Source organism: Syntrophorhabdaceae bacterium (assembly GCA_035541755.1).
In the GTDB taxonomy this organism is placed as follows: Bacteria; Desulfobacterota; Syntrophorhabdia; order Syntrophorhabdales; family Syntrophorhabdaceae; genus PNOF01.
The window spans coordinates 18570-38232 of sequence record DATKMQ010000011.1; the positions used below are offsets into that span (position 1 = coordinate 18570).

At 53.4% G+C, this 19663-nt stretch carries 18 protein-coding genes and 1 riboswitch; of the genes, 12 read left to right on the top strand and 6 right to left on the bottom strand.

Features of this window, described 5'->3' with window-relative positions:
* Positions 1-4: 4 nt before the first annotated feature.
* The 11 genes from VMT62_00725 (at position 5) to VMT62_00775 (ending at position 12545) form a co-directional block, all read left to right on the top strand.
* A complete protein-coding gene (locus VMT62_00725) occupies positions 5-1801 on the top strand; it encodes a MotA/TolQ/ExbB proton channel family protein (protein HVN94930.1) in 1797 nt (598 codons plus the stop codon).
* On the top strand, positions 1798-2208 hold the full coding sequence (locus tag VMT62_00730; GenBank protein ID HVN94931.1) for a biopolymer transporter ExbD: 411 nt from the start codon (positions 1798-1800) through the stop codon (positions 2206-2208). The genes VMT62_00725 and VMT62_00730 overlap by 4 nt, the downstream gene beginning before the upstream one ends.
* Positions 2209-2230: 22 nt before the next feature.
* Positions 2231-2953: a TonB C-terminal domain-containing protein gene (locus VMT62_00735; GenBank protein ID HVN94932.1), complete on the top strand. Its 723-nt coding sequence runs from the start codon at positions 2231-2233 to the stop codon at positions 2951-2953.
* A 141-nt stretch (positions 2954-3094) separates the two neighbouring features.
* Positions 3095-4723, top strand: a complete 1629-nt coding sequence (locus VMT62_00740) for a putative porin (GenBank protein ID HVN94933.1) — start codon at positions 3095-3097, stop codon at positions 4721-4723.
* 11 nt (positions 4724-4734) lie between these two features.
* Entirely contained in the window at positions 4735-5421 is a 687-nt protein-coding gene (locus VMT62_00745; protein HVN94934.1) for a hypothetical protein, read from the top strand.
* Positions 5422-5490: 69 nt separating this feature from the next.
* A complete protein-coding gene (locus VMT62_00750; protein HVN94935.1) occupies positions 5491-6513 on the top strand; it encodes a peptidylprolyl isomerase in 1023 nt (340 codons plus the stop codon).
* A 311-nt stretch (positions 6514-6824) separates the two neighbouring features.
* Positions 6825-6904: riboswitch (cyclic di-GMP riboswitch) on the top strand.
* A 43-nt stretch (positions 6905-6947) separates the two neighbouring features.
* Positions 6948-7676, top strand: a complete 729-nt coding sequence (locus VMT62_00755; GenBank protein HVN94936.1) for a hypothetical protein — start codon at positions 6948-6950, stop codon at positions 7674-7676.
* Positions 7677-7733: 57 nt separating this feature from the next.
* Positions 7734-9065: a hypothetical protein gene (locus tag VMT62_00760; GenBank protein ID HVN94937.1), complete on the top strand. Its 1332-nt coding sequence runs from the start codon at positions 7734-7736 to the stop codon at positions 9063-9065.
* Positions 9066-9297: 232 nt separating this feature from the next.
* On the top strand, positions 9298-10005 hold the full coding sequence (locus VMT62_00765) for a response regulator transcription factor (protein ID HVN94938.1): 708 nt from the start codon (positions 9298-9300) through the stop codon (positions 10003-10005).
* A gap of 195 nt (positions 10006-10200) precedes the next feature.
* Positions 10201-10581 carry a hypothetical protein gene (locus tag VMT62_00770; GenBank protein ID HVN94939.1) on the top strand — a complete coding sequence of 127 codons (381 nt, stop codon included), beginning with the start codon at positions 10201-10203 and terminating at the stop codon, positions 10579-10581.
* A 113-nt stretch (positions 10582-10694) separates the two neighbouring features.
* On the top strand, positions 10695-12545 hold the full coding sequence (locus VMT62_00775; GenBank protein ID HVN94940.1) for a GNAT family N-acyltransferase: 1851 nt from the start codon (positions 10695-10697) through the stop codon (positions 12543-12545).
* Positions 12546-12567: 22 nt separating this feature from the next.
* Here VMT62_00775 and VMT62_00780 read toward each other — a convergent pair whose 3' ends face one another.
* The 5 genes from VMT62_00780 to VMT62_00800 form a co-directional block, all read right to left on the bottom strand.
* Entirely contained in the window at positions 12568-12744 is a 177-nt protein-coding gene (locus tag VMT62_00780) for a hypothetical protein (protein HVN94941.1), read from the bottom strand.
* A 31-nt stretch (positions 12745-12775) separates the two neighbouring features.
* Entirely contained in the window at positions 12776-14179 is a 1404-nt protein-coding gene (locus tag VMT62_00785) for a hypothetical protein (protein ID HVN94942.1), read from the bottom strand.
* 227 nt (positions 14180-14406) lie between these two features.
* Complete coding sequence (locus VMT62_00790) at positions 14407-14991, bottom strand: hypothetical protein (protein HVN94943.1); 585 nt, start codon at positions 14989-14991, stop codon at positions 14407-14409.
* Positions 14988-15413, bottom strand: coding sequence for a hypothetical protein (locus tag VMT62_00795; protein HVN94944.1), 426 nt, complete (start codon positions 15411-15413; stop codon positions 14988-14990). The genes VMT62_00790 and VMT62_00795 overlap by 4 nt, the downstream gene beginning before the upstream one ends.
* Positions 15414-16034: 621 nt before the next feature.
* Positions 16035-17162: an ATP-dependent 6-phosphofructokinase gene (locus tag VMT62_00800; protein HVN94945.1), complete on the bottom strand. Its 1128-nt coding sequence runs from the start codon at positions 17160-17162 to the stop codon at positions 16035-16037.
* Positions 17163-17307: 145 nt separating this feature from the next.
* Between VMT62_00800 and VMT62_00805 the strand changes: the two genes are divergently transcribed.
* Positions 17308-17943: a hypothetical protein gene (locus VMT62_00805; GenBank protein ID HVN94946.1), complete on the top strand. Its 636-nt coding sequence runs from the start codon at positions 17308-17310 to the stop codon at positions 17941-17943.
* 31 nt (positions 17944-17974) lie between these two features.
* Here the strand turns inward: VMT62_00805 and VMT62_00810 are convergent, their stop codons facing one another.
* Positions 17975-19582: a CHAD domain-containing protein gene (locus VMT62_00810; protein HVN94947.1), complete on the bottom strand. Its 1608-nt coding sequence runs from the start codon at positions 19580-19582 to the stop codon at positions 17975-17977.
* Between the last annotated feature and the right edge of the window lie 81 nt (positions 19583-19663).

The window sequence follows — 19663 nt, forward strand, 5'->3', positions numbered from 1 at the left end:
GTTCATGCGGCATAGGTGGTTTGGGAGAGTAGCGGTGTGCGGGCTTATAGCCGGAGCATATTTATTCACGGCCCTGGCCGGGCAGGCAAACGCCTGGTGGGACTCAAAGTGGCAGTACAGAAAGAAAGTAGTTTTGAACACTACCACTGAAGGTGCCGACATCAGGGAAGCCATCACGGATCTTCCCGTGTTGCTCAGGCTCGACGCGGGCAATTTCACCTTCGGAAACGCCAAACCCGACGGATCGGACATCAGATTGGTTGCATCTGATGACAAGACGCCCCTTAAGTACCACGTAGAACGCTATAGCGCCAAGGAAGAGATGGCATTGATCTGGGTGAAAGCGCCCAGAGTGCCGGCGGCCTCCAATCAGGAGTTCGTCTGGCTTTACTACGGTAACAGCGGGGCGGCAACAGGTGAAGACTCCGGGGGGACCTACGACACACCGCAACTCGCCGTATATCATCTTGGTGAAAAGGAAGGCGCACCGCATGATGCCACCGCCTATGGCAATCACGCCAAAGAGTTTACGGGCAAGCTCGACATCGCGGCCGCCATCGGACGAGGCGTCACCATGGGCGGCCAGGGCGATAAACTCGTTATCGCCAAGTCCCCTTCGATGAACATTTCCAAAGGCTTTACGTTCTCAGCATGGGTGCGTTCGGCGCGCGCTCAGCAGGACGCGAGACTTCTCTCCTGGGACGACGGTAAACAATCCGTGGTAATCGGTATCGATGGCGCAAAGCTGTACTGCGTCTTTACTGACGCAAAAAAGAAGACCGCAACTGAAAAGACAGTCGATATACCCGCTCAGAAATGGGCTCACGTGGGCGTGAGCGCAGAGCCGGGCAAGAACCTGGCGGTCTACGTAAACGGACAAGAGAAAACGTCACAAAAACTCTCCGGTGGGCTTGTTGAGCCGGTGGCTGACATAGGGATCGGCGCTACGGTACAGGGGAAGAATGGCTTTGCCGGCGATATCGACGAAATTGAAATTGCAGGGATAGCGCGCAGCGCGGCATACATAAGGGCAGAGGCACTAAGTCAGGGTCCCGAGACGCCCCTTCTCTCGTATCTTGATGAAGAAACCTCGTCAGGGGGCGGATCGCAGAATTTGACTGTACACCTGCTTGTTGTAACCGCCAAGGCGATCACCCTCGACGGCTGGCTCATCATCGGTGCAATTATCATCATGGTGGGTATCACCTGGATCCTGTTCTTTAACAAGTTCAGTGGTCTTAAAAGGCTCAATAAAGAGAACGCCGCCTTCGCCGACGCCTTCAGTCAGTCGACGAGCGTTTTAGCTTTGCGGGAGTCAGATACGGAGTATGAAGGTTCTTCTCTTTTCAGAGTATATAAGGCGGGCATGGCCGAACTGGAGAGACGGTTCGGCCGGACAGACAAGACCGACACAGTCTGTCTTCCTCAACAGGCCTTCACAGCCTTCAAAGGCGTTTTGGCAAAAGCCTCACTGCAGGAGAGCAAAAGGAACACCTCGGGACTCATCCTCTTCACACTCAGCATTTCGGGGGGGCCTTTCATGGGGCTCTTCGGCACGGTCTGGGGCGTCATTAACACCTTCGCGGGCGTGGCTGAAGCCGGTGAGGCGAACCTCGCGGCCATTGCGCCGGGTGTTGCGTCGGCCCTTGCCTGCACGCTTATGGGACTCGTGCTCGCTATCCCGGCCCTTTTTCAGTACAGCTTCCTGTCGCAGGACATAAAGAACATGAGCGCCGATATGAACGTGTTCATGGAAGAGTTCACCACCAGGGTCGAAGAAGAGTACGGAGGTAAAACGTGAGCAAAAACCCTTACGATGATCTTGAAGTGCACGCCGAACTGAACGTGGTGCCGCTTCTCGATCTGGCCTGGAACCTTCTCATCGTTTTTATCATGGTTGTGACGGCGACGGTGCAGGGTATTAACGTGAACCTTCCCAAGGCAAGCGCGGCAGCTAGCAATATCAAGCCCGCGACCAAGGCCATTACGATCACGGCCGAGGGCACTATTTATCTCGATAGCTTTCCCGTCACCCTGCCGGAACTTGAAACTAGGCTCAAGCAAATAAAGGCGGTCAATCCCAATTTTCCGGTCGTGATCAAGGGAGACGAGAAGATATCCTACAAGAGCGTCATTGACGTACTCGATCTGTTAACCAGGCTCGAGATCACGCAGCTTGGTCTGGTTACGCAAAAACTGGTGAAGTGAAGCTGCAATGCAAGGAGGGCATATGGCTGCAAAAAAGAAGACGTCTACACAATCAGCCTTCGTGATTACCGGAGCCGTGATTCTCGTGCTGGCGCTTTTGGCCGGCGGCCTCATCTATCTGGTAGCGAGCGACAAAGGCGGAAGCAAGAAACAGCACATAGCCACAGTGGACCTGGTAAAACCCCTTCCACCACCCAAAGAGCCTCCCCCGCCCAAGGAGAAGCCGCCCGAGCCTGAGGCGCAGAAGAAGGCCATTGAAGCGGTGCCGCAGATGGCCCCACAATCTGAAGCCCGGGCCATGAAGGGAGATGGTAAACCCGTAGCGGACGGCCCTCTGGGGCTTGAAGGGGATGGAGGAGCTGGTTCCGACGGATTCGGATTGGCAGCAAAAGGAAAAGGTGGCAGGGACGTTATCACCCTGGGAAAGGGTGGAGGAGCCGGCGGATTTGACCAGGGTGGGCTCTTGAGGAAGTACGCCTGGTATACACGGCTTGTGGAGAAACAGCTTAACGGTCTCGTTCGCAAACGTCTCGACGAGAACAAAGGCTGGCCCAAAAGTAAATGGGAAGCTTTGGTCTACATTCAAATAGACGAAGGCGGGACAATTTCGGGCTTTAAGATCACCCGGCCCTCGGGGTTTCAGAGCGTGGACGATGCAGTCAAGGAATGTTTGAGGACGGCCCGCATCGGCGAGCCGCTACCTGAAGGAATACATACGGCTATGAACGTCAAAATCAGTTCGTAAAAGACGGCAGTCATCAAGCGGAAAACTGAGAATGGCAAGGGACTGGCCTTAACATGATCTTTATATGACGTTAACATGATTCCAACACCCGCCTGCTATCGTACTGACCGTACGAACGCGGGTTTCAAATCTGGAGAGAGAATGATATTCAAGCGAAGAATCAGACATAACTGGGTTGCACCCATTCTGTTCGGTCTCAGCGTTTTGGTGTTTGTTTCGGGTACCTATGGACAGACGCCCACGGAGGCTAAACAACCCGGTCTAACCGAATCGGGAGCTACACCATCTGCCGGTATCGAAGAACTAACCAGGATCCTTGTCAAGAACGGGCTCATAACCAAAGAGCAGGCTGAGGCAATTATGCTGCGCAAAGACGAAGGCAGTCTCTCCGCCCTTGCCGCGCTCACGGAAATTCTTAAGACCAAAGGTCTTATCAGCGCCGATGATGCGGATAGAGTCTCCGGGAAGACCGCCCCCGGAGTTTCGGCCACGGAACTTGCTGCGTCGCCGGGCATGAAGAAAGAAGAGCGGGATAAGATGAAGGCGGAAATAAAGGATGAGGTGATTCAGGAGACCAACGCCAAAATGCAGGTCGCCGCAAATCCGGAGTGGACCAAGCGTATCCGCTTTGGCGGTGACATACGATTGCGATATAACGGGGACTATTTCCCAAAGGACAATGACGATATCATCAAACCCGATCTTTCAGGCATTATAAACTCGAAAAACGATCGCCACCGTATGCTCATCCGGGCCCGCCTGGAGGCCACGGCTCAGCCGGACGACCAGGTCGAAGTGGGGCTGCGTCTGTCCACCGGCAGCACTACAAACCCCGTTTCGACGAATCAAACCATGGGTACGTACTTTAGCCCTTACAGCGTGGTTTTCGACAGGGCCTATCTCAAATGGAAACCGATCCCATCATTTGCTCTTGTTGGTGGGAGATTTGAGAACCCATTTTTCCATTCCGACCTCGTCTGGGACCCGACCGTGGCTTTCGATGGCGTAGCGGCCACCTATAGGAAGGAACTTCCAAAGAAACTGCTCACCGGATTCGCCACGGTAGGCGCCTTCCCACTCCAGGAATTGGAGTTCCAGCAGGCAGACAAATGGCTTTTCGGAGGCCAAGTGGGCCTGGAAACTGACCCCACAGAGAACGTTTCCGGCAAGCTGGGTGTTGCCTACTACCATTACCGAAACGTACAGGGCGTTCCCAACGATCCGAGTAGCGCGGCGGGAGAAACCGACTTCTCTTCCCCCCTGTTTCAGCAGAAAGGAAACACCTGGTTCTATATCGACCCTCTCAATTCAACGAAGATAGGTCTTGCTTCCAAGTTCAAGGAACTCAACATCACCGGTACCCTCGATATCGGCTTCTGGAATCCGATCCACATTGTTCTGCTCGGGGATTATGTGAAGAATCTTGGCTTTGACCGAGAGGAAGTGGCCTTCCTTACGAGCCAGGATGTGAAAGAGCGCACCGAGGGATATCAGGCGGGTTTGGCCGTGGGACATCCGGAAGTCAGAGATTTCGGCAAGTGGAAAGTTTTTGGCTACTATCGCTATCTGGGCGATGATGCCATTTTGGACGCCTTCGCCGATTCCACCTTTCACCTTGGAGGTACGAACGCCAAGGGATGGATCCTCGGAGGTGATTTCGGTCTTCGCAAGAACATGTGGGCTTCGCTCAAGTGGGTGACAACGAACGAGATCTGGGGTCAGAGTTTCGGCATCGACTCATTCTTTCTTGATCTGAATTACAAGTTTTAGGAGGTGCGGTCATGAACAAGACCGAAGTCAAGCGTATAGCCTATATCGCGATTGCAGGGATCGCTGGACTCGGGATAGGGCTCGGCTGCGGTTTTTTGCAGGTAGCAAGCCATGATAGGACCTCACAAGCGAAAATCAAAGAGATGAACCAGCGACTGACCCAGACGCAGAAGAAGTACCAGCAGGAGATGACGCTAAAGGATGCCACGGAAGACGAAAAGCAGCAGGCGCAAGCTCAATTAGAGACCCTGACCAAAGACAAAGCACGTCTTGAGCTGGGGAACAAGGATTTGAAAGCAAAAGTCGAAGCGCTCGCGCTGCAAATAGATGCTTCGGACAAGAAACGCCTCACGCTACAGACCTCCTTAGACGCCGAAAAGAAGCAGGCGGCAGAGCGCATGGCCAAGGCCGAGGCCGAGCGTGACGCTTCGGAAAAAAGACAAAAGCAGACCTTTCAGACGTTGCAGGAGAGGGAAAGAGATCTCAAACAAAAGAGTCAAAAATACGATCAATGTGCGGACAACAATGCACGTCTTTATGTGATCAGCGCAGAACTTCTCAACCGGTACGCGAACAAAGGCGTGGTAACCACACTCTTCGAAAAAGAGCCCTTTACCAAGATCAAGAGGGTAGCGCTGGAGGAGCTCGTTCAGGATTACAAAGACAGGATTGACGAGCAGAAACTTAAGTCAAAATAGCACACGTAACGTGAAGATTCTTATTTTGTCAAACCCTGCAATTCTTTTCGAAAACAAGAGGGAATAAACATGAAATCAACGAAGACAATACTCGTTTTGGCGGCGGTTGTCAGTCTATGGGGGGGCTCCGTAGCCCTAAGCGCGGAAACGCGTCAAGCGCCTGAAAAATCTGCCGAGAAGAGATCTCAGGTCGTAAAGCCCGGCGTCGTTGCCGTAGTCAACGGGTCGGATATCGCCCTGGCTGATTTTAACCGTGAACTCAACAGGATGGAGCGCATCGTTATCGACACGGGGAATCCTCTCACGTGCCGGCAGATATCGCGCCTTCGTACGGAAGTCGTTGAGGGTCTGATCCGCAGAGAACTCCTCTATCAGGAAAGCAAGAAACAGACCAAGGTGAGCGAATCCGAAATAGACGAACGGTTCGCCAAAATAAAGGCCCAGTACGAAAACGAGACTGCCTTCGCTAACGCGTTAAACTCTGTTGCCGCAACCCCTGCTCTCTTGAAAGCCCAGATCGAAAGAACGCTCTCTGTCGAGAAGATGATCACGACGGTGTTCGTACCCAAAGCGGTTGTTACCGATCAAGATATCTGGACTTACTACGATCATAACCGGGACTCATTCCGTCAGGCTGAGCAGGTACGGGCCTCACTGATTTTGATTAAAGTGGACCCTCAATGGAGCGAGAGTAGAAAAGCGGAAAGCAGAAAGAAACTGGAAGATATTCTCGCCAAGGTGCGGCAGGGGCAGGATTTTGCGTCGCTGGCGCGCACGTATTCCGAGGACCCAAGTAGCGCCAAAGGGGGAGACCTGGGCTATATCCGCACGGGTCAGATCCTAAAACCCATCGAGGATGCCCTTTTCTCCCTCAAGCCCGGAGAAATAAGTGCCGTAGTGGAGACGAGCGCAGGCTATAGCCTGGTCAAGGCGACGGAGAGGAAACCGGAGGCCACAATCCCGTTTGAAACGGTTAAAGATCAGCTGCGTACCGCTCTTAAGCGGGAAAAGGCTCAGACCGACGCGAACGCTTATACGGCAACGCTCAGAGAAAAGGCAAAGGTCGAGATATCTCTTCCCCTTGACGAATAAAGAAGATATCTGTGAGCCGAAAATACGTACTGTCACACAACGATTGACTGCACCATCCGCCAGTTTCAAGAAACTTTAATTTGACCTTCATACGAGCGCAACATCCCGCAGATATACTGCCCTTAAGTTCATTGAAGACATAAAAGATCCGCCGTAAGAGATTTCGGGAAAGCGCGGAATGATTCCAAGATTCGATGTGCGGATAAGAGCATGTGTGCATCGGATCGAGACCGGGGAGGTGATGCAAGAAGAGATCTTAAGAAACAGGATAACGGTTGCGGGACCAGGGGCCCCGCTCAAGACCCCGGCCCTCAGAGAAAAGCCAAAATTCCGGCAACGGGATGACGGAAAGCCACAGGCCCTTGAGAACAAGGGCGGCTGGGTTGCCTGAAGGAGATAGAGATGCACGAATTATGAAAAAAGGAGGAGTAACAATGAAGAAATTTCTTTTAGTGTTCACGACTGTCGCGTTTGTTCTTGCTTTTGCGGGACAGAGCCATGCCGCCTTCGGCACCTATGACTTGATAAGGGTCGTGTATGATACTTCCACAACGAAGTATGAAGCGGCCACGTCACTCTACAATGCTTCTAGCGACCAGCAGTTTGCCGGCACGAGCAACCTGACCGTTGGCGGTGGCAGCGATGCATTCACGGGCTACACGGGCACGGACTGGAGTACCCTGTATGTGGCATATTTTCTCTACGACGGAAGCAACACCGATAAACGGGTCTGGGTCAGTGGCACTCAGGCAGAATCGAGCGTAGCACGCAAGTATGCTGGCTACTTCAGCAATGTACAGAGTATTTTAACTACTTACACCAGCGCGGCGAACGGCAATAGCACGGTTTACATCCCACAGAGCTCAGCGAATGGCTATGTGTCCAGGTTCGATGCCAGTCCTGGAACTTTCGGCGGTTTTCTGAGCACCGGTACCGGGGAGGCCTCCCTGTCTACTATGGCTACCCTGGGATACGTGGACATGAACCTCTATTACTTCGCGAGCGGCGACAACGCCGGCGCAGGCACCAAGATTGCTACGCTAAGGACCATGGCGGACGGAAGCACGATTATCAATCCTACCGCCACGCCCGTGCCACCGGGTCTGCTGCTACTGGCCCCGGGTCTACTCGGTCTCATCGGTCTCAAGAGAAGGGTTGCTTAAGTTCTATGAAATTTACTTGATATGCGAATGACAAGATCATAAAGGAGGATTTGAATTATGGTACGGAATAGATTACTCAATACACTAATCGGGGTTTCCCTGATAGCTTTTGGCGCAACAGCCGCCTTTGCTGATGACATTAACATATACGGAGCATCGGCCGAGCAGACCTTCTGGACCGCATTGGCCCCTGCCTGGCTCAAAGATACCGGCGATAATGGAGCGGGATGCCCCGCCGCTAACGTATCGACCAGAACGAGCGGTTCCAACTTCATCGCCCAGGGTACCGGCTGCTCTCTCGGTAACGGTACCATCACGATACGCGTAACCGCCAAGAACTCCCTTGAGGGTATCAAGGCTGTAAAAGAAGAGGCCATGCTCGATTCAGATCCATGTACGAGTACCGGTCTTGCTTACCGCACCATGCTTAGCGGAACCGGCGCAAACACCACAGGCTGCTATGATGTGACCATTGGGGCATCGGACGTGGCAAGCAGCGCCTTTGCCCAGCAGAGCACGGGCAACGTAAACGGGCCTCAGGACGGCGCCAGGGGAACTAACGTGAAGACTTTCGTCGCCGCTGCCGAGGACATGACAGGTTACGATCTCTACAGGCCGGTTGTAGTGCCTTTTGGTTTCTTTGTGAACAACAGCGTAAAGGTGAGAACATGCGTTGCCGGCACACCCAATGCGGGCGTACAGTGCTCCGCAGATGCCGACTGCCTGAACACAGTGCCTCTGGCGGGCGACTGCGGCACCGTATCGCAGACAATTACCGATGTATCCCGTCAGATGGCAACCATGATTTTTTCCGGACAGGCCTATAACTGGACCGATTTTGGCGCCGGATATGACACCAATCCGATCGAAGCCTGTATACGTCATGCCGGATCTGGAACAGTGGCAACCCTCGACTGGGCAGTGATGAGAGGGAATAACAAATGGGGCTGGAACCTGGTGACCACAGAACAAGACGGTGGTCCGTACGTATGGTTCAACAACGGCACAGGTACAGAGATGAACTGCGTGAATACCCAGACCGGCGGCATCGGCTTTGCCGACGCGGATCAGGCCGAGAGCTGCGGTACAGGCAAGACTTATGTCAACACCGCTGCGGTCAAATACAATGGTTTTTATCCGAGAAGAATAACGATCAGGAACGGCCAGTATGACAACTTCTGGTCAGCGCAGCACCTCTATGTCAAGGCTGTCGACGACACCCCCGTGGTGCAGAAGCTCATGCAATTTGCCAACGATCCTACCAAGATAACCGCTATGGGCGGAAACCCTGCGAAATACTGGGCGAGCCAGGCGGAAATGGTTTACTGGAAGGATGATCCGTCCGCATATCCGGGTTACCGGGGAGCGGATTCGCCACAGACGCCGTAACGTCTTTTCCGTAACATCTAAAGGGGCCGCTTCGGGGGCCCCTTTTCTTCTTCACCGTAAATTAACCGTATCTCAATCGATTTCTAACAATACCATAGTAATCTCCACCATGAGGAAAACCGGAATGAAGCGTGGGGGCGCGTTCGCAATTCCTTTCAGCCCAGTGGAAGCTTAAAGCCCTGAGGAGTACCTATTCTCGAACAGGCCACAGATAAGATAGAGGTGGACGCCCATGAAGATTCTCGTAGTCGATGACGAAAAGGATATTCTCGACCTGGTTTCCGTCAACCTCGAACGCGAGGGCTTCAAAGTGATCACCGCGGATAACGGAGAAGATGCCCTCGATCTGGTAAAAAGCAAGAAGCCCGATCTCGTAGTGCTCGATCTCATGCTGCCTGGAATCCACGGGCTTGAGGTCTGCAGGCAAATTAGAGGGGCGCCGGAGCATGCGGGTCTTCCTATTCTTATACTGAGCGCCAAGGGGACCGAGGTAGACCGCATCGTGGGACTTGAAATGGGCGCCGATGATTACATTACCAAGCCCTTCAGCGTGGGAGAGCTCGTAGCACGCATCAGGGCCGCCTTAAGAAAGACCGGAGGAAACCAGCAGAAGAAACTCACACAGCAGGGACAGACCTTCTTTCACAAGGATCTCTTTGTTGATTTCCAGCGATACGAAGTGACGATCGGTGGTAAGAAAACGGACCTGCCCCCCATAGAGACGAAGCTTCTCTTCTTCTTCACAAAGAACCCGGGAAGGGTCTACACGCGCGACCAGCTTCTGGACCATGTCTGGGGTGACAAGGTCTTCGTGACGCCGCGCGTGGTCGATGTTCATATCAGCCACCTGAGAAAGATCATCGAGAAGGACCCGCAAAAGCCTGCCTACATCGTAACCGTCACAAACGTGGGCTACAAATTCGATGACTCCACTGCTTAATCCTCAACGTACGGTGAAGCAGACCATGTTCCTCGTTGCGGCCGCGGTTCTTGTTATGCTCTGTTCGGCGGGTCCTGCCCGTGATGCGGGCGCGAATTCCCCTTCGGTAAACGCCCCGGCGCCTCATTTCTCCGTGGAATTAGGAGCGGGACAGGTACTCACCTCAGAGATGCTGCGGGGGGTAAGGTGGTGGTCATGTTTTACGAAATACGGGACCTCGTAAAGAAAAACAGCGAGGCCAAGGATAGGCTGAACCACATGTACGATGGACAACTTCATGCTGTACAGGAACTCATCGTACGTCTCCCGGTCATTGATTGCTCCCGTGTCATTTGGCCTATTTCTGAAATATGGAAGAAGGGCCTACGCGACAATTCGAGAAGGGTGGGTATGACGGTCTATTGCGACTGGAGCGGGCAGGTATCCAGGTCCTTCGACATGAGCAGTGCAGACAGCAATATGCTGATGCTCGACGGCAAGGAGGTCATCCGGTACAGATCCACTGGAAAGATAGACGATCAACAGCTCGCTGAGATCGTGAGAACGCTCGCTCTCCTGATAAATGAGCTGCCCTAGCCGGCGTAGAATTAACCGTATGAATGTATGAAATTAATTGGTCGTTAACAGCGGGCGTGTAGGATTACTCCGGGAGCTGTGGAATCTACAAACAGATCGACACGGAGGAGATTATGAACAACAGTGATACGGAGCAAAACGCCAGGATCTTTGCATTCCCGACCCCGTTCAAAGCCCCCTTGGCCAGAAAGGTTTTTTCTATTCTTCAGGGAGGACTCGAAAAGGCCCTGTGCCTTTCCATGCTGAACGATGTGTATATGGAGATCGCAGACGAGACCGATGCGAGCGGCTTCATGCGCCGATCACTGGAGAGCCTGGGAGTGCGCTACGAGGTGAGCGAATCGGAGATAGCCTCCATTCCGACTGAAGGGCCTCTGGTTATCGTGTCGAATCACCCCTTCGGTGGTCTTGAGGGTCTTATACTCGGAGCACTTCTTCCGGGCGTGCGTCCCGATACAAAAATAATGGCCAACTATCTCCTCTCAAGAATCCCCCAGTTGAGAGGGATTCTGATTGCGGTGGATCCCTTTGAAACAAAAGATTCCACTACCAAGAACCTAAAGCCTCTGAGGCAGGCCTTGGCCTGGCTCAGAGCGGGCCACGCGCTCACAGTCTTTCCTTCCGGCACCGTTTCCTCTCTGAACCTTCAGGAGCGGCGAATAGTGGATCCGCGCTGGCATGAGGCTGTGGCAGGGTTGGTGCGCAAGTCCGGAGCCAGCGTGCTTCCGGTCTTCTTCGAGGGCGCGAACAGCGCACTCTTTCAGGCAGCGGGTCTTCTCAACGCAAAATTGAGGACTGCACTGCTGCCACACGAACTCCTGAAGAAACGAAACAGCACGGTCAAAATCCGCATCGGACGTGTGGTGCCTTTCCAGAGACTCAAGAAGTTCTCCGACAACGAGAACCTCCTATCCTATCTGAGAATGCGAACATATATGCTGCAGCACCGAAACCACAAAAAACCGGCAGCGAGGGGGTGTTTCATGATTTTTAGAAAACAAGTCAAGGCCGTACAGGAGATTCTCGCAGCGGGGCCGGGCTCAGACGTCATCGCGCAGGAAATTGATCGGCTCCCTCGAGACGCACTGCTTATGACATCCGGAGAATACCGGGTGTTTTCTGCCAGGGCCCATCAGATACCGAATGCGCTCTTCGAGATCGGCCGTCTCCGCGAGATCTCCTTCCGTCAGACACAGGAAGGGACGGGGAAATCCGTGGACCTCGATAGGTGCGATCTCTATTACACACATCTTTTTGTCTGGGATGATAACAGGAAGAATGTGGTGGGAGCCTACCGCTTGGGTCGCGTGGACGAGATCGTAAGCCGATTCGGAAAGAAGGGGCTTTACACCAGTACGCTCTTCGATTACAAAGAGAGCTTTTTAAGGCACATAGACTGCGGTCTGGAGCTCGGCCGGTCGTTTGTTAGAGCCGAATACCAGAAGCTTTATCAGCCGCTCTTGCTTCTCTGGAAAGGCATAGCCGCCTTTGTAGCGAGGAACCCCTCGTACACCACCCTCTTCGGCCCTGTGAGTATAAGCGACCGCTATTCACAATTCTCAAAACAGCTCATGGTTTCCTATCTCACCATGAATCACTTTGCTCCAGACATGGCCAGGTTCGTGAGACCGCGTACCCCTTTGTCCGGACAATCAAAGAAGAGATTGAGTTCCAGTTTTCCCGCCATGCTTCCTGCCGATATCGAAGAGCTTTCCTCCATCATATCTGATGTGGAGAGCGACAGGAAAGGCTTGCCAATCCTGCTCAAGCATTATGTCAAACTGGGAGGCAGGCTCATGGGGTTTAACCTTGACCCGGCCTTCGGGAATGTCCTTGATGGCCTTATCGTGGTTGATCTTCTCAAGTGTGACCGCAAGGTGCTGGATCGTTTCATGGGGGAAGCGCAGTCAGCCCAGTTCTTTGACTATCATCAGGAGCCGCCGCGTCGCAACCTTGCGTCCTAATCAAGGCTGCGAGCAAGTCGTATCACTCGCCACGGATTATCTTTCTGCAGATCCGCTTTATCCTCGCGAAATCGGCGGGCTGCATGGGATATCCTTTGTACTTCCTGAACCCGCATTTGAAACAGGCAAATATCTCCGTATCGGTCTGGCGATCATATTCTCTATATGTTTCGGTCTGTCCGCATTTCACACAAACCATGTCGTAGCCTCCGTGTTAATGTCTATTGTTGTTACGCTATGCGTTCGAGCAAGGGCTCGAAATATCTCCACTCGCTGAAGCCGAGGTGGAGGGTCAGAGATCGAGGGTAGAGAAGAGCTGCTTGCAGGAAGGTCTCAAAACTCATCACATTGTTGATGTGAACATCGAACTTCCAAATGGTGAGCACATTGACCACCAATCTCCAGTACCGGTGGCTGCGGTTAAGCGAAAACCTATCGATCCCGGCCACGCGCATCAGTTCAAGGATCTCCCGGGCGCTCGCGGCCTCATTGAGGAGAGATTCGGATAGATAATCCACATTATACTCGATAACGGCAAGAGGGTACTTGTATCTGAGAGCCGCTAGGTGGTTACCTCGCAGGATGTGGGTATCGCCAAGTTTAAACCACAAAGAGGACCCCTGCAGTTTGTATGCATCGGCTATTTCCATGGCCTTATTCAGGAGAAACTTGCTCTCATGCACGTTGAACTTTATGCCTTTCCCGCCGATGCTTGCAAAATCCAGGCATTCCTCGAGAGAAAGCATGCCGTCGGCCACAGGGCTCACTTTCTGCACATCTTTGAGATCGATCTCAAGCCAGTTTATGTTCGAGCCCATGAAAGACCCGAGCCCCTCTCTCGTGAAGTCGCAGGGCCACACGAACTGTATGTGCTCTGTGGATGGTTCTTCCGGGGCAGACCTGGTGAGATCGTATACCTTGCCATTCTTGCCGTGAGGTGTGAGGGCAGCCGGAGCAGACCGAAAGACGGTCTCCGCGTGGAGAAGATGGATTTCCTTGTCCGGATCGTTCTCGGAGACGGCCTTCAGATTCTCTGATTCATTGTCAACGAAGGCAAATACACGGTAATTCTGCTCTCTGAAATAGGTGATGCCCCTCTGTTTTGAGTCCGGTATGTCTCCACCCGACTCGTCGCACCTCATGAAGAGCATATCATCTACAAACGCCACCCTGTATTCCTTGCCTAATTCGTTCAAACACCGTAAGGTATGCTCTCTCGCGGACTCAAACCGTGCTGTGTTGAAGCCCACATAGGTATTGGGCTGCAGCTGGAACCACCTGATGACATCGAGAATCGCCGGAAACGGACGGTAGGCTTCCGGTATGGCCACGGAGGAAAACATAAGCTTCTCGTAATCGGCGCGGAGGTTTGGCTGGGCTACTTCCGGGACATGAAGTCTTTTGAAAAGCCGGTCGATATGGTGTTCCTCGCCGAAATCAATGTCCGAGGCCGCAACATGCGCAAAATAATCCGTCCCGTTCTCCTCGTCAAGACAGCGCAGCACATAGCGAATAGTGTGGCGCATGTCCAGGATGGTGCCGTCGATATCGAAGACGATGAGCAACCTATCCTGAGGGTAGCGCTCTCTCATGGTCTCGTAATGTGTTGCAAGTGTCTTCATCCAATTTTTCATGATAACCTCCTCTTCGGTTTGGAGAAATGCTGATATCACTATATGAGTCCGTGGTTAAGAAAGAATGAATTTGAAAGAAATATTCTGTTAACGGGCCGGGTTAGCGTTGGAGAATATACGGGACCAGACGAACACACAGAACGTTCGGACGGCAAGAATATTACGGCATTTTGCATGCATTATGAACATTGGGGCCGGTTGAGCCGACCCCAAAGGTACGTGAGCGGTTAGCCGTGCCTTTTGACGCGATGAATCACGCGAAATCCCGAGGCAAGAGTCAAACCAGATGCAAAAAGCAGCGTTGCTGAAGGCAGTGGGACCGGAGAAGGATTTCCGGGGTCGGTGTCCCGTTCGGCGACGAAACCACGAATCTTCCGCGGGTCTGACTCGCCATACCACATCCAGTTGTCCTTGCCGTATTTTGACCCGATCGCCAGGTACCGATCGGTGACGCGAATTCTAGAATCGTCCGGCTGACCTTTTGCCCAGCGGGCGAAGCTCCAGCCTTCCGAGGTCACCCAGTGCCATTTCTTGGACGGATCCTCATACCCACCGAGCCAGAACTCGCCCGAGAGTCCCTGAAGATCTTTTTGCAGAGTTTGCTGTTCGGTGGGGCTTGTTACGGTGGCCAGATGATAAGCGCTTCCCCAGGATGAAACCTCTTCGGCCGCCTGTTGCCATGTGATGCCCGGCCGGAACACAACGATATACTCCTGATCGTTGCCGTAACAGGCGTGGCAGATGGCGCTGAGGCCCAGGATCAGGAAAACCGTGAGCATGGTGATGAATCCGGTCTTCGCATGGACTTTCATAGAACCTCCTTTATAGCGTTCTCTTTTAAGTTGCCCGCCTCTATGAGCTGCCCGCCCGGCTCGCGTTTGGAGGCCTCAGTTACATTACCGTCGACAGGCGTGAGATCGAGACTGAAGGTCGACTTGTCTTGGTCAAAGGATATGTTGCAGGAGATGTTCTTTGGCAGGCCGATCTTCACGCCTCCGACTGTTACGTAGGATACATCCTCTGACGACAAGCTCCTCTCTTCGGCTGCTGCCGAACCCCGCTCCTCGACGATCCTGTTGAACATCGTATCCCCTTGAAAGCCTTCATCGATTGATTTACGCAGAATGGCCTCGATGAGCGCGGAGCGTGAGCACTTAGATTCCTGACTCACGTGATCGAGCCAATCGAGCAGCTCCTGCTTGGTCCTGAAAGATATGGTTACGGTTTTGAACATCGTCTCTTCCTCCCTGCCCGAGTATTTGCTTGAAGCCCACAGGTCGCGGTTCCGCGACCTCAGAGATCTTTACCGTCCCGACAACACAAATGTACCACCGCGGTATTAAGAAACGATTACAAACCAGTTACAAAAGTATGAAATCTGCGTTGCATTTGTGTGAAACCCTCGAACGAAAGGGAAGTCTTACCGGCCTTTATCTAACCTGTTGGATTTTGCACTTACGTGCGTAAGCTAAACCTACACCTGAAAAACCCAGCCTCCTTCATAGGCGAAAGAGATGTGTCGGTTTATTTCCAGAACAGAACGTTACAGGACATCTCAGGAGTGTAGAGTTAAGAAGAATGCGAGCTGCCCCATCTCTGCTATGGACAAAGAGCCGAAACAGCGGGCGAGAAACGGCATGTCGAGGTAAGGGCTTACAACGTGCCTCACCAGGAGAAGGGGACTTGGATCATCAAGATGGCCGGCGTGAGAAGCACAATTAAAGAGACGCGTTTTACTCACGAGGAGGGTAGCCTGGGATTGCTTCTACCGGGGGGCCCGTCACATGGCAGCGCCAAGCACGGGAAAGAGTTCTAGGGACCTTAAACGTGGGCCAGGCGGGATGCCGGCGTCCACTTAATCGCCCAGGCACGTGCCCACAGCTCGAGCGGATTGTACCCATGCGTGGTCCATCTGGACTTCCCTGCGCTCAGCCGTCACATCCGCGAGCGGCACAGGTCTGACTCCATCCCCGTATGCTCCGACCATGACTCCGAAAATGCCCCTGCGGATGAAATCAACGGAAGCGGTGCCGAGCCTCGTGGCAAGCAGGCGGTCCACTGCCGAGGGAGTTCCACCCCGCTGCACATAGCCGAGGATAGTGATGCGGGATTCAAGGCCGGTGAGTCTTTCGAGCTGGTGGGCCAGACGGAGCGTGTTGCCGGAATGATGCTGATCCAGTTCCGCGAGCTCGGCTTTCGCCAGGAGCAGGGCTTCCTGATCGCGGGCCTTGGCTTTGCGCTCCTTGGCTTGTTTGAACCGGTTGGCATACTCACGCGAGAGAGCGCCTTCGGCCACCGCAACAATGCTGAAGTTCATCCCACGCTCCATGCGGGCCCGGATTGCCTTGGCGATACTCTTCACATTATAGGGAATCTCTGGAATGAGTATCACATCCGCGCCTCCGGCGATGCCGGCGCCTAAAGTCAGCCATCCGGTGCGGTGCCCCATCACCTCTGCGACGATGATCCGGTGATGGCTGTGGGCCGTGCTGTGCAGGCGGTCGATGGCCTCGGTGGCGATGGCGAGCGCAGTGTCGAAGCCGAAACTCGTATCGGTCATGGCGACGTCATTGTCGATAGTTTTCGGCAGGTGTACTATGTTAAGACCTTTTTCTGTGAGGCGAAGCGCATTCTTGGCCGTGCCGCCTCCGCCGATACACACCAGTGCGTCAAGTCTGTTCTTTTCGTAGTTCCTGACGATGAGGTCTCTCAAGTCTTTGATTACGCCTTTGACATCCATGCGGTGCGGTTTGATACGGCTTGTGCCCAGGATGGTTCCGCCTATGGTGAGGATTCCGGCGAGTGCGGTCCCATCAAGGGCCAACGTACGGTTCTCGATAAGCCCGAGAAAGCCGTCGCGGATACCGATGACTTCGATGCCATGGCGGCCGAGAGCTGCCTTGCCCACACCTCTAATCGCTGCGTTCAGCCCGGGGCAGTCGCCCCCGGCAGTCAAAATACCGATACGTTTTACCTTCTTCATATGCCGAATTATTCTCATGTAATCTGAAGAGATTTGCAAGAGAAATATGTTGGTGCCAGTTGTTGACAGATAGAGGACAAAGAGGTATACAATCGTCTATGGTCCGTGTTTCCGATAGCATTCAATCTGGCAAGGGGGCGTATACGTGATCCTCTACAGCTCAGAGGCGCGCTGGTTTGTCTCTTACGTCTCTTTCAAAGAGATCTTGAAATGGTTCGGCGATGGCAGAGACACAGGCGCGGGCGTTGTGCAGGAACACGAATATCTTGTGCTCCCCGATTGCACGTCTACCGGTATCAAGCTGAGGGAGGGGAAACTCGAAGTCAAAGCGTTGCGAGGTCTTCCGCGCGTCTTCGCCCTCAAGGGAGGCATCGAGGGCGTTGCGGAAGAATGGGTCAAATGGTCCGTCGCACGCGGTGACTGGCACGAACGCAACAGTTGGCTAGTTGACTCCGGCACATGGCTCAAAGTGCGCAAAGAACGTTTTATCCGTAGATATACCTATGGCTCCGGTGAGTTTGTGGAGATCTCAGGCCCTAAAGAGGCCCTGAGTAACGAGGGGTATAACGTGGAAGTGACGGCCATACAGGCGGATGTCAAACCGGCCGACTGGGTCACTATCGGGTTTGAGGCTTTCGGATCCGCGACCACCATGAAGGAAATCCTGTCGCTGGCACTACAACGGTTCTTTGAAGAGCTAGGACAGATTGTGGGAGTACCGCTCACTCAAGAGCAGTCGTTCGGATATCCGAGGTGGCTTTCTAAAGTTGTCTCTTCCTGATAAGCCACACGTGAGGCGAGGGTAATCTTTATCACTGCTCTGAAGACGGGCGAAAGACTTGCTCCAATGTTGTCCGGGTTTCATCGGACGAGAACTCTTCCCAGATTGCGGCAAAGGCATCCTGTTTGTTCCGGGCGATCTGCGCTTGTAGCTCGTGGATCTGCCCAAGCGTGAAAAGCATGTCGGGGTCTACGAGCTTGGTTTTCGAATCATTGTGCAGCCACCTCACAAACTTCCTGGTGAAGACCGTGTCCTGGAGCTCCCCAAGACAGTCCTGTATGTCCACTGTCCGATCGATAAAGGCATCGAGACCTCCGTCGTAGGCCGGCGCTACAAACTCGCAGGCATACCGCAGTCTTTTCATCTGAATGCGCAGACCGTGAAACTCTTTCAATTTTGGATTCTGTATGACCGCGTGTCCCTGTTTGACGACCGCTGCGAGCTTCTCGTGGATGATCTTCGGTGCCGCGCAAGCTACGGTCATTGCGGCGAAGGACCCACGCGGACGCTTAGGCAGGGGTCGTTCAAGGAACTGTTTCATGCGCTGTTCGATGCGCCTTGCTCTGACAGATTCAAGTGCATCGCAGAGCGCTTTCAGTGGTTTGCGCCGATGCTTTTCAATCCAATCGTCAAAGCCCTTCTTCTGTTTCTTTGGAAAGGGCTTAATCTCAGTTCTAAACTTCGGGAGGTTAAGAAGGAAGACATCGAGGTCGCGCACGGCGCCGAACATTCCTCCCAACCATTTCAGTTCTTCCTCGAGATAGACCGTTGTGATTTCCGGGAGCGCTTCATGAAACAACTTGAGGGCTGATCGCATGCGTCTCGTGGCCACTCTGCCTTGGTGTACAAACTCGGTATCGATGTCGCGAAGCACCCCGGGGATCTGCTCGGTGAACCACTGAAATTGAAAAGAGAGGATCTTACGCACGGCCAGATCCAGACGGTCGTCAAGGCGCACCTTAAGCGACTCCGGAACTTTCTTCGAGGGGATAACAATCTTTAAGCGCTTGATGGCGACTTCAAGTTTCGACTCAGCCGACGGCGCGTACTCAAACTTCTCTTTGAGAAGATCCCGCAGGCCGGTGATCTCCTTTACCGGACCGCTCAAGAGTTCCGCTTCCATCTCCATGAGCCGGCGCGCCGTGCGTTGCTCGTGAAGTCCGCGGGCTGAGAACCCGGTGGCGTCGAAGGCGAGCTCGATCTTTGCCCCCCTGGGTGAGACGGCATGGTAGAGGTGCCGGTCCGTGCGCACCTGGACGTGCTCTATAAGCTTACGGGGATAGATCAGTTCTTTCACCTGATTCTTAAGGCTCTTTATGGGAATTATCGTCAAATCGCTCACCGGTTGATCGAGCACAATCTCTGTCTCGGCCCTGGTTGCGACCCCGTCCTCCATACCACCCACGCTTTTCAATGTGTACATGGCCTTGTCGTTTGCTTGGCGGTGCCTTAAAGCAAGATGGTTCTTCATGAGCGTCCAATCAAAGGTGTCGAGATATGTGTCCACATTTTTGACCGGGCCCATGTCTTCTAATTTGTAACCTCGCTGACGCAAGAATTTCAGGATCGTCGGTATGGCGTTCTCGTCGGGGAGAAGTAATTTGAGTTCTACCTCAGTGGATCTCGTTCTATTGCCCATGAGAGAAACCTCCCTTTGGCTCCTTCTTGTGAACCGTCGCGCACCCCCTTAAACAGGGTTTATCTGGATAAGGGCATAAGC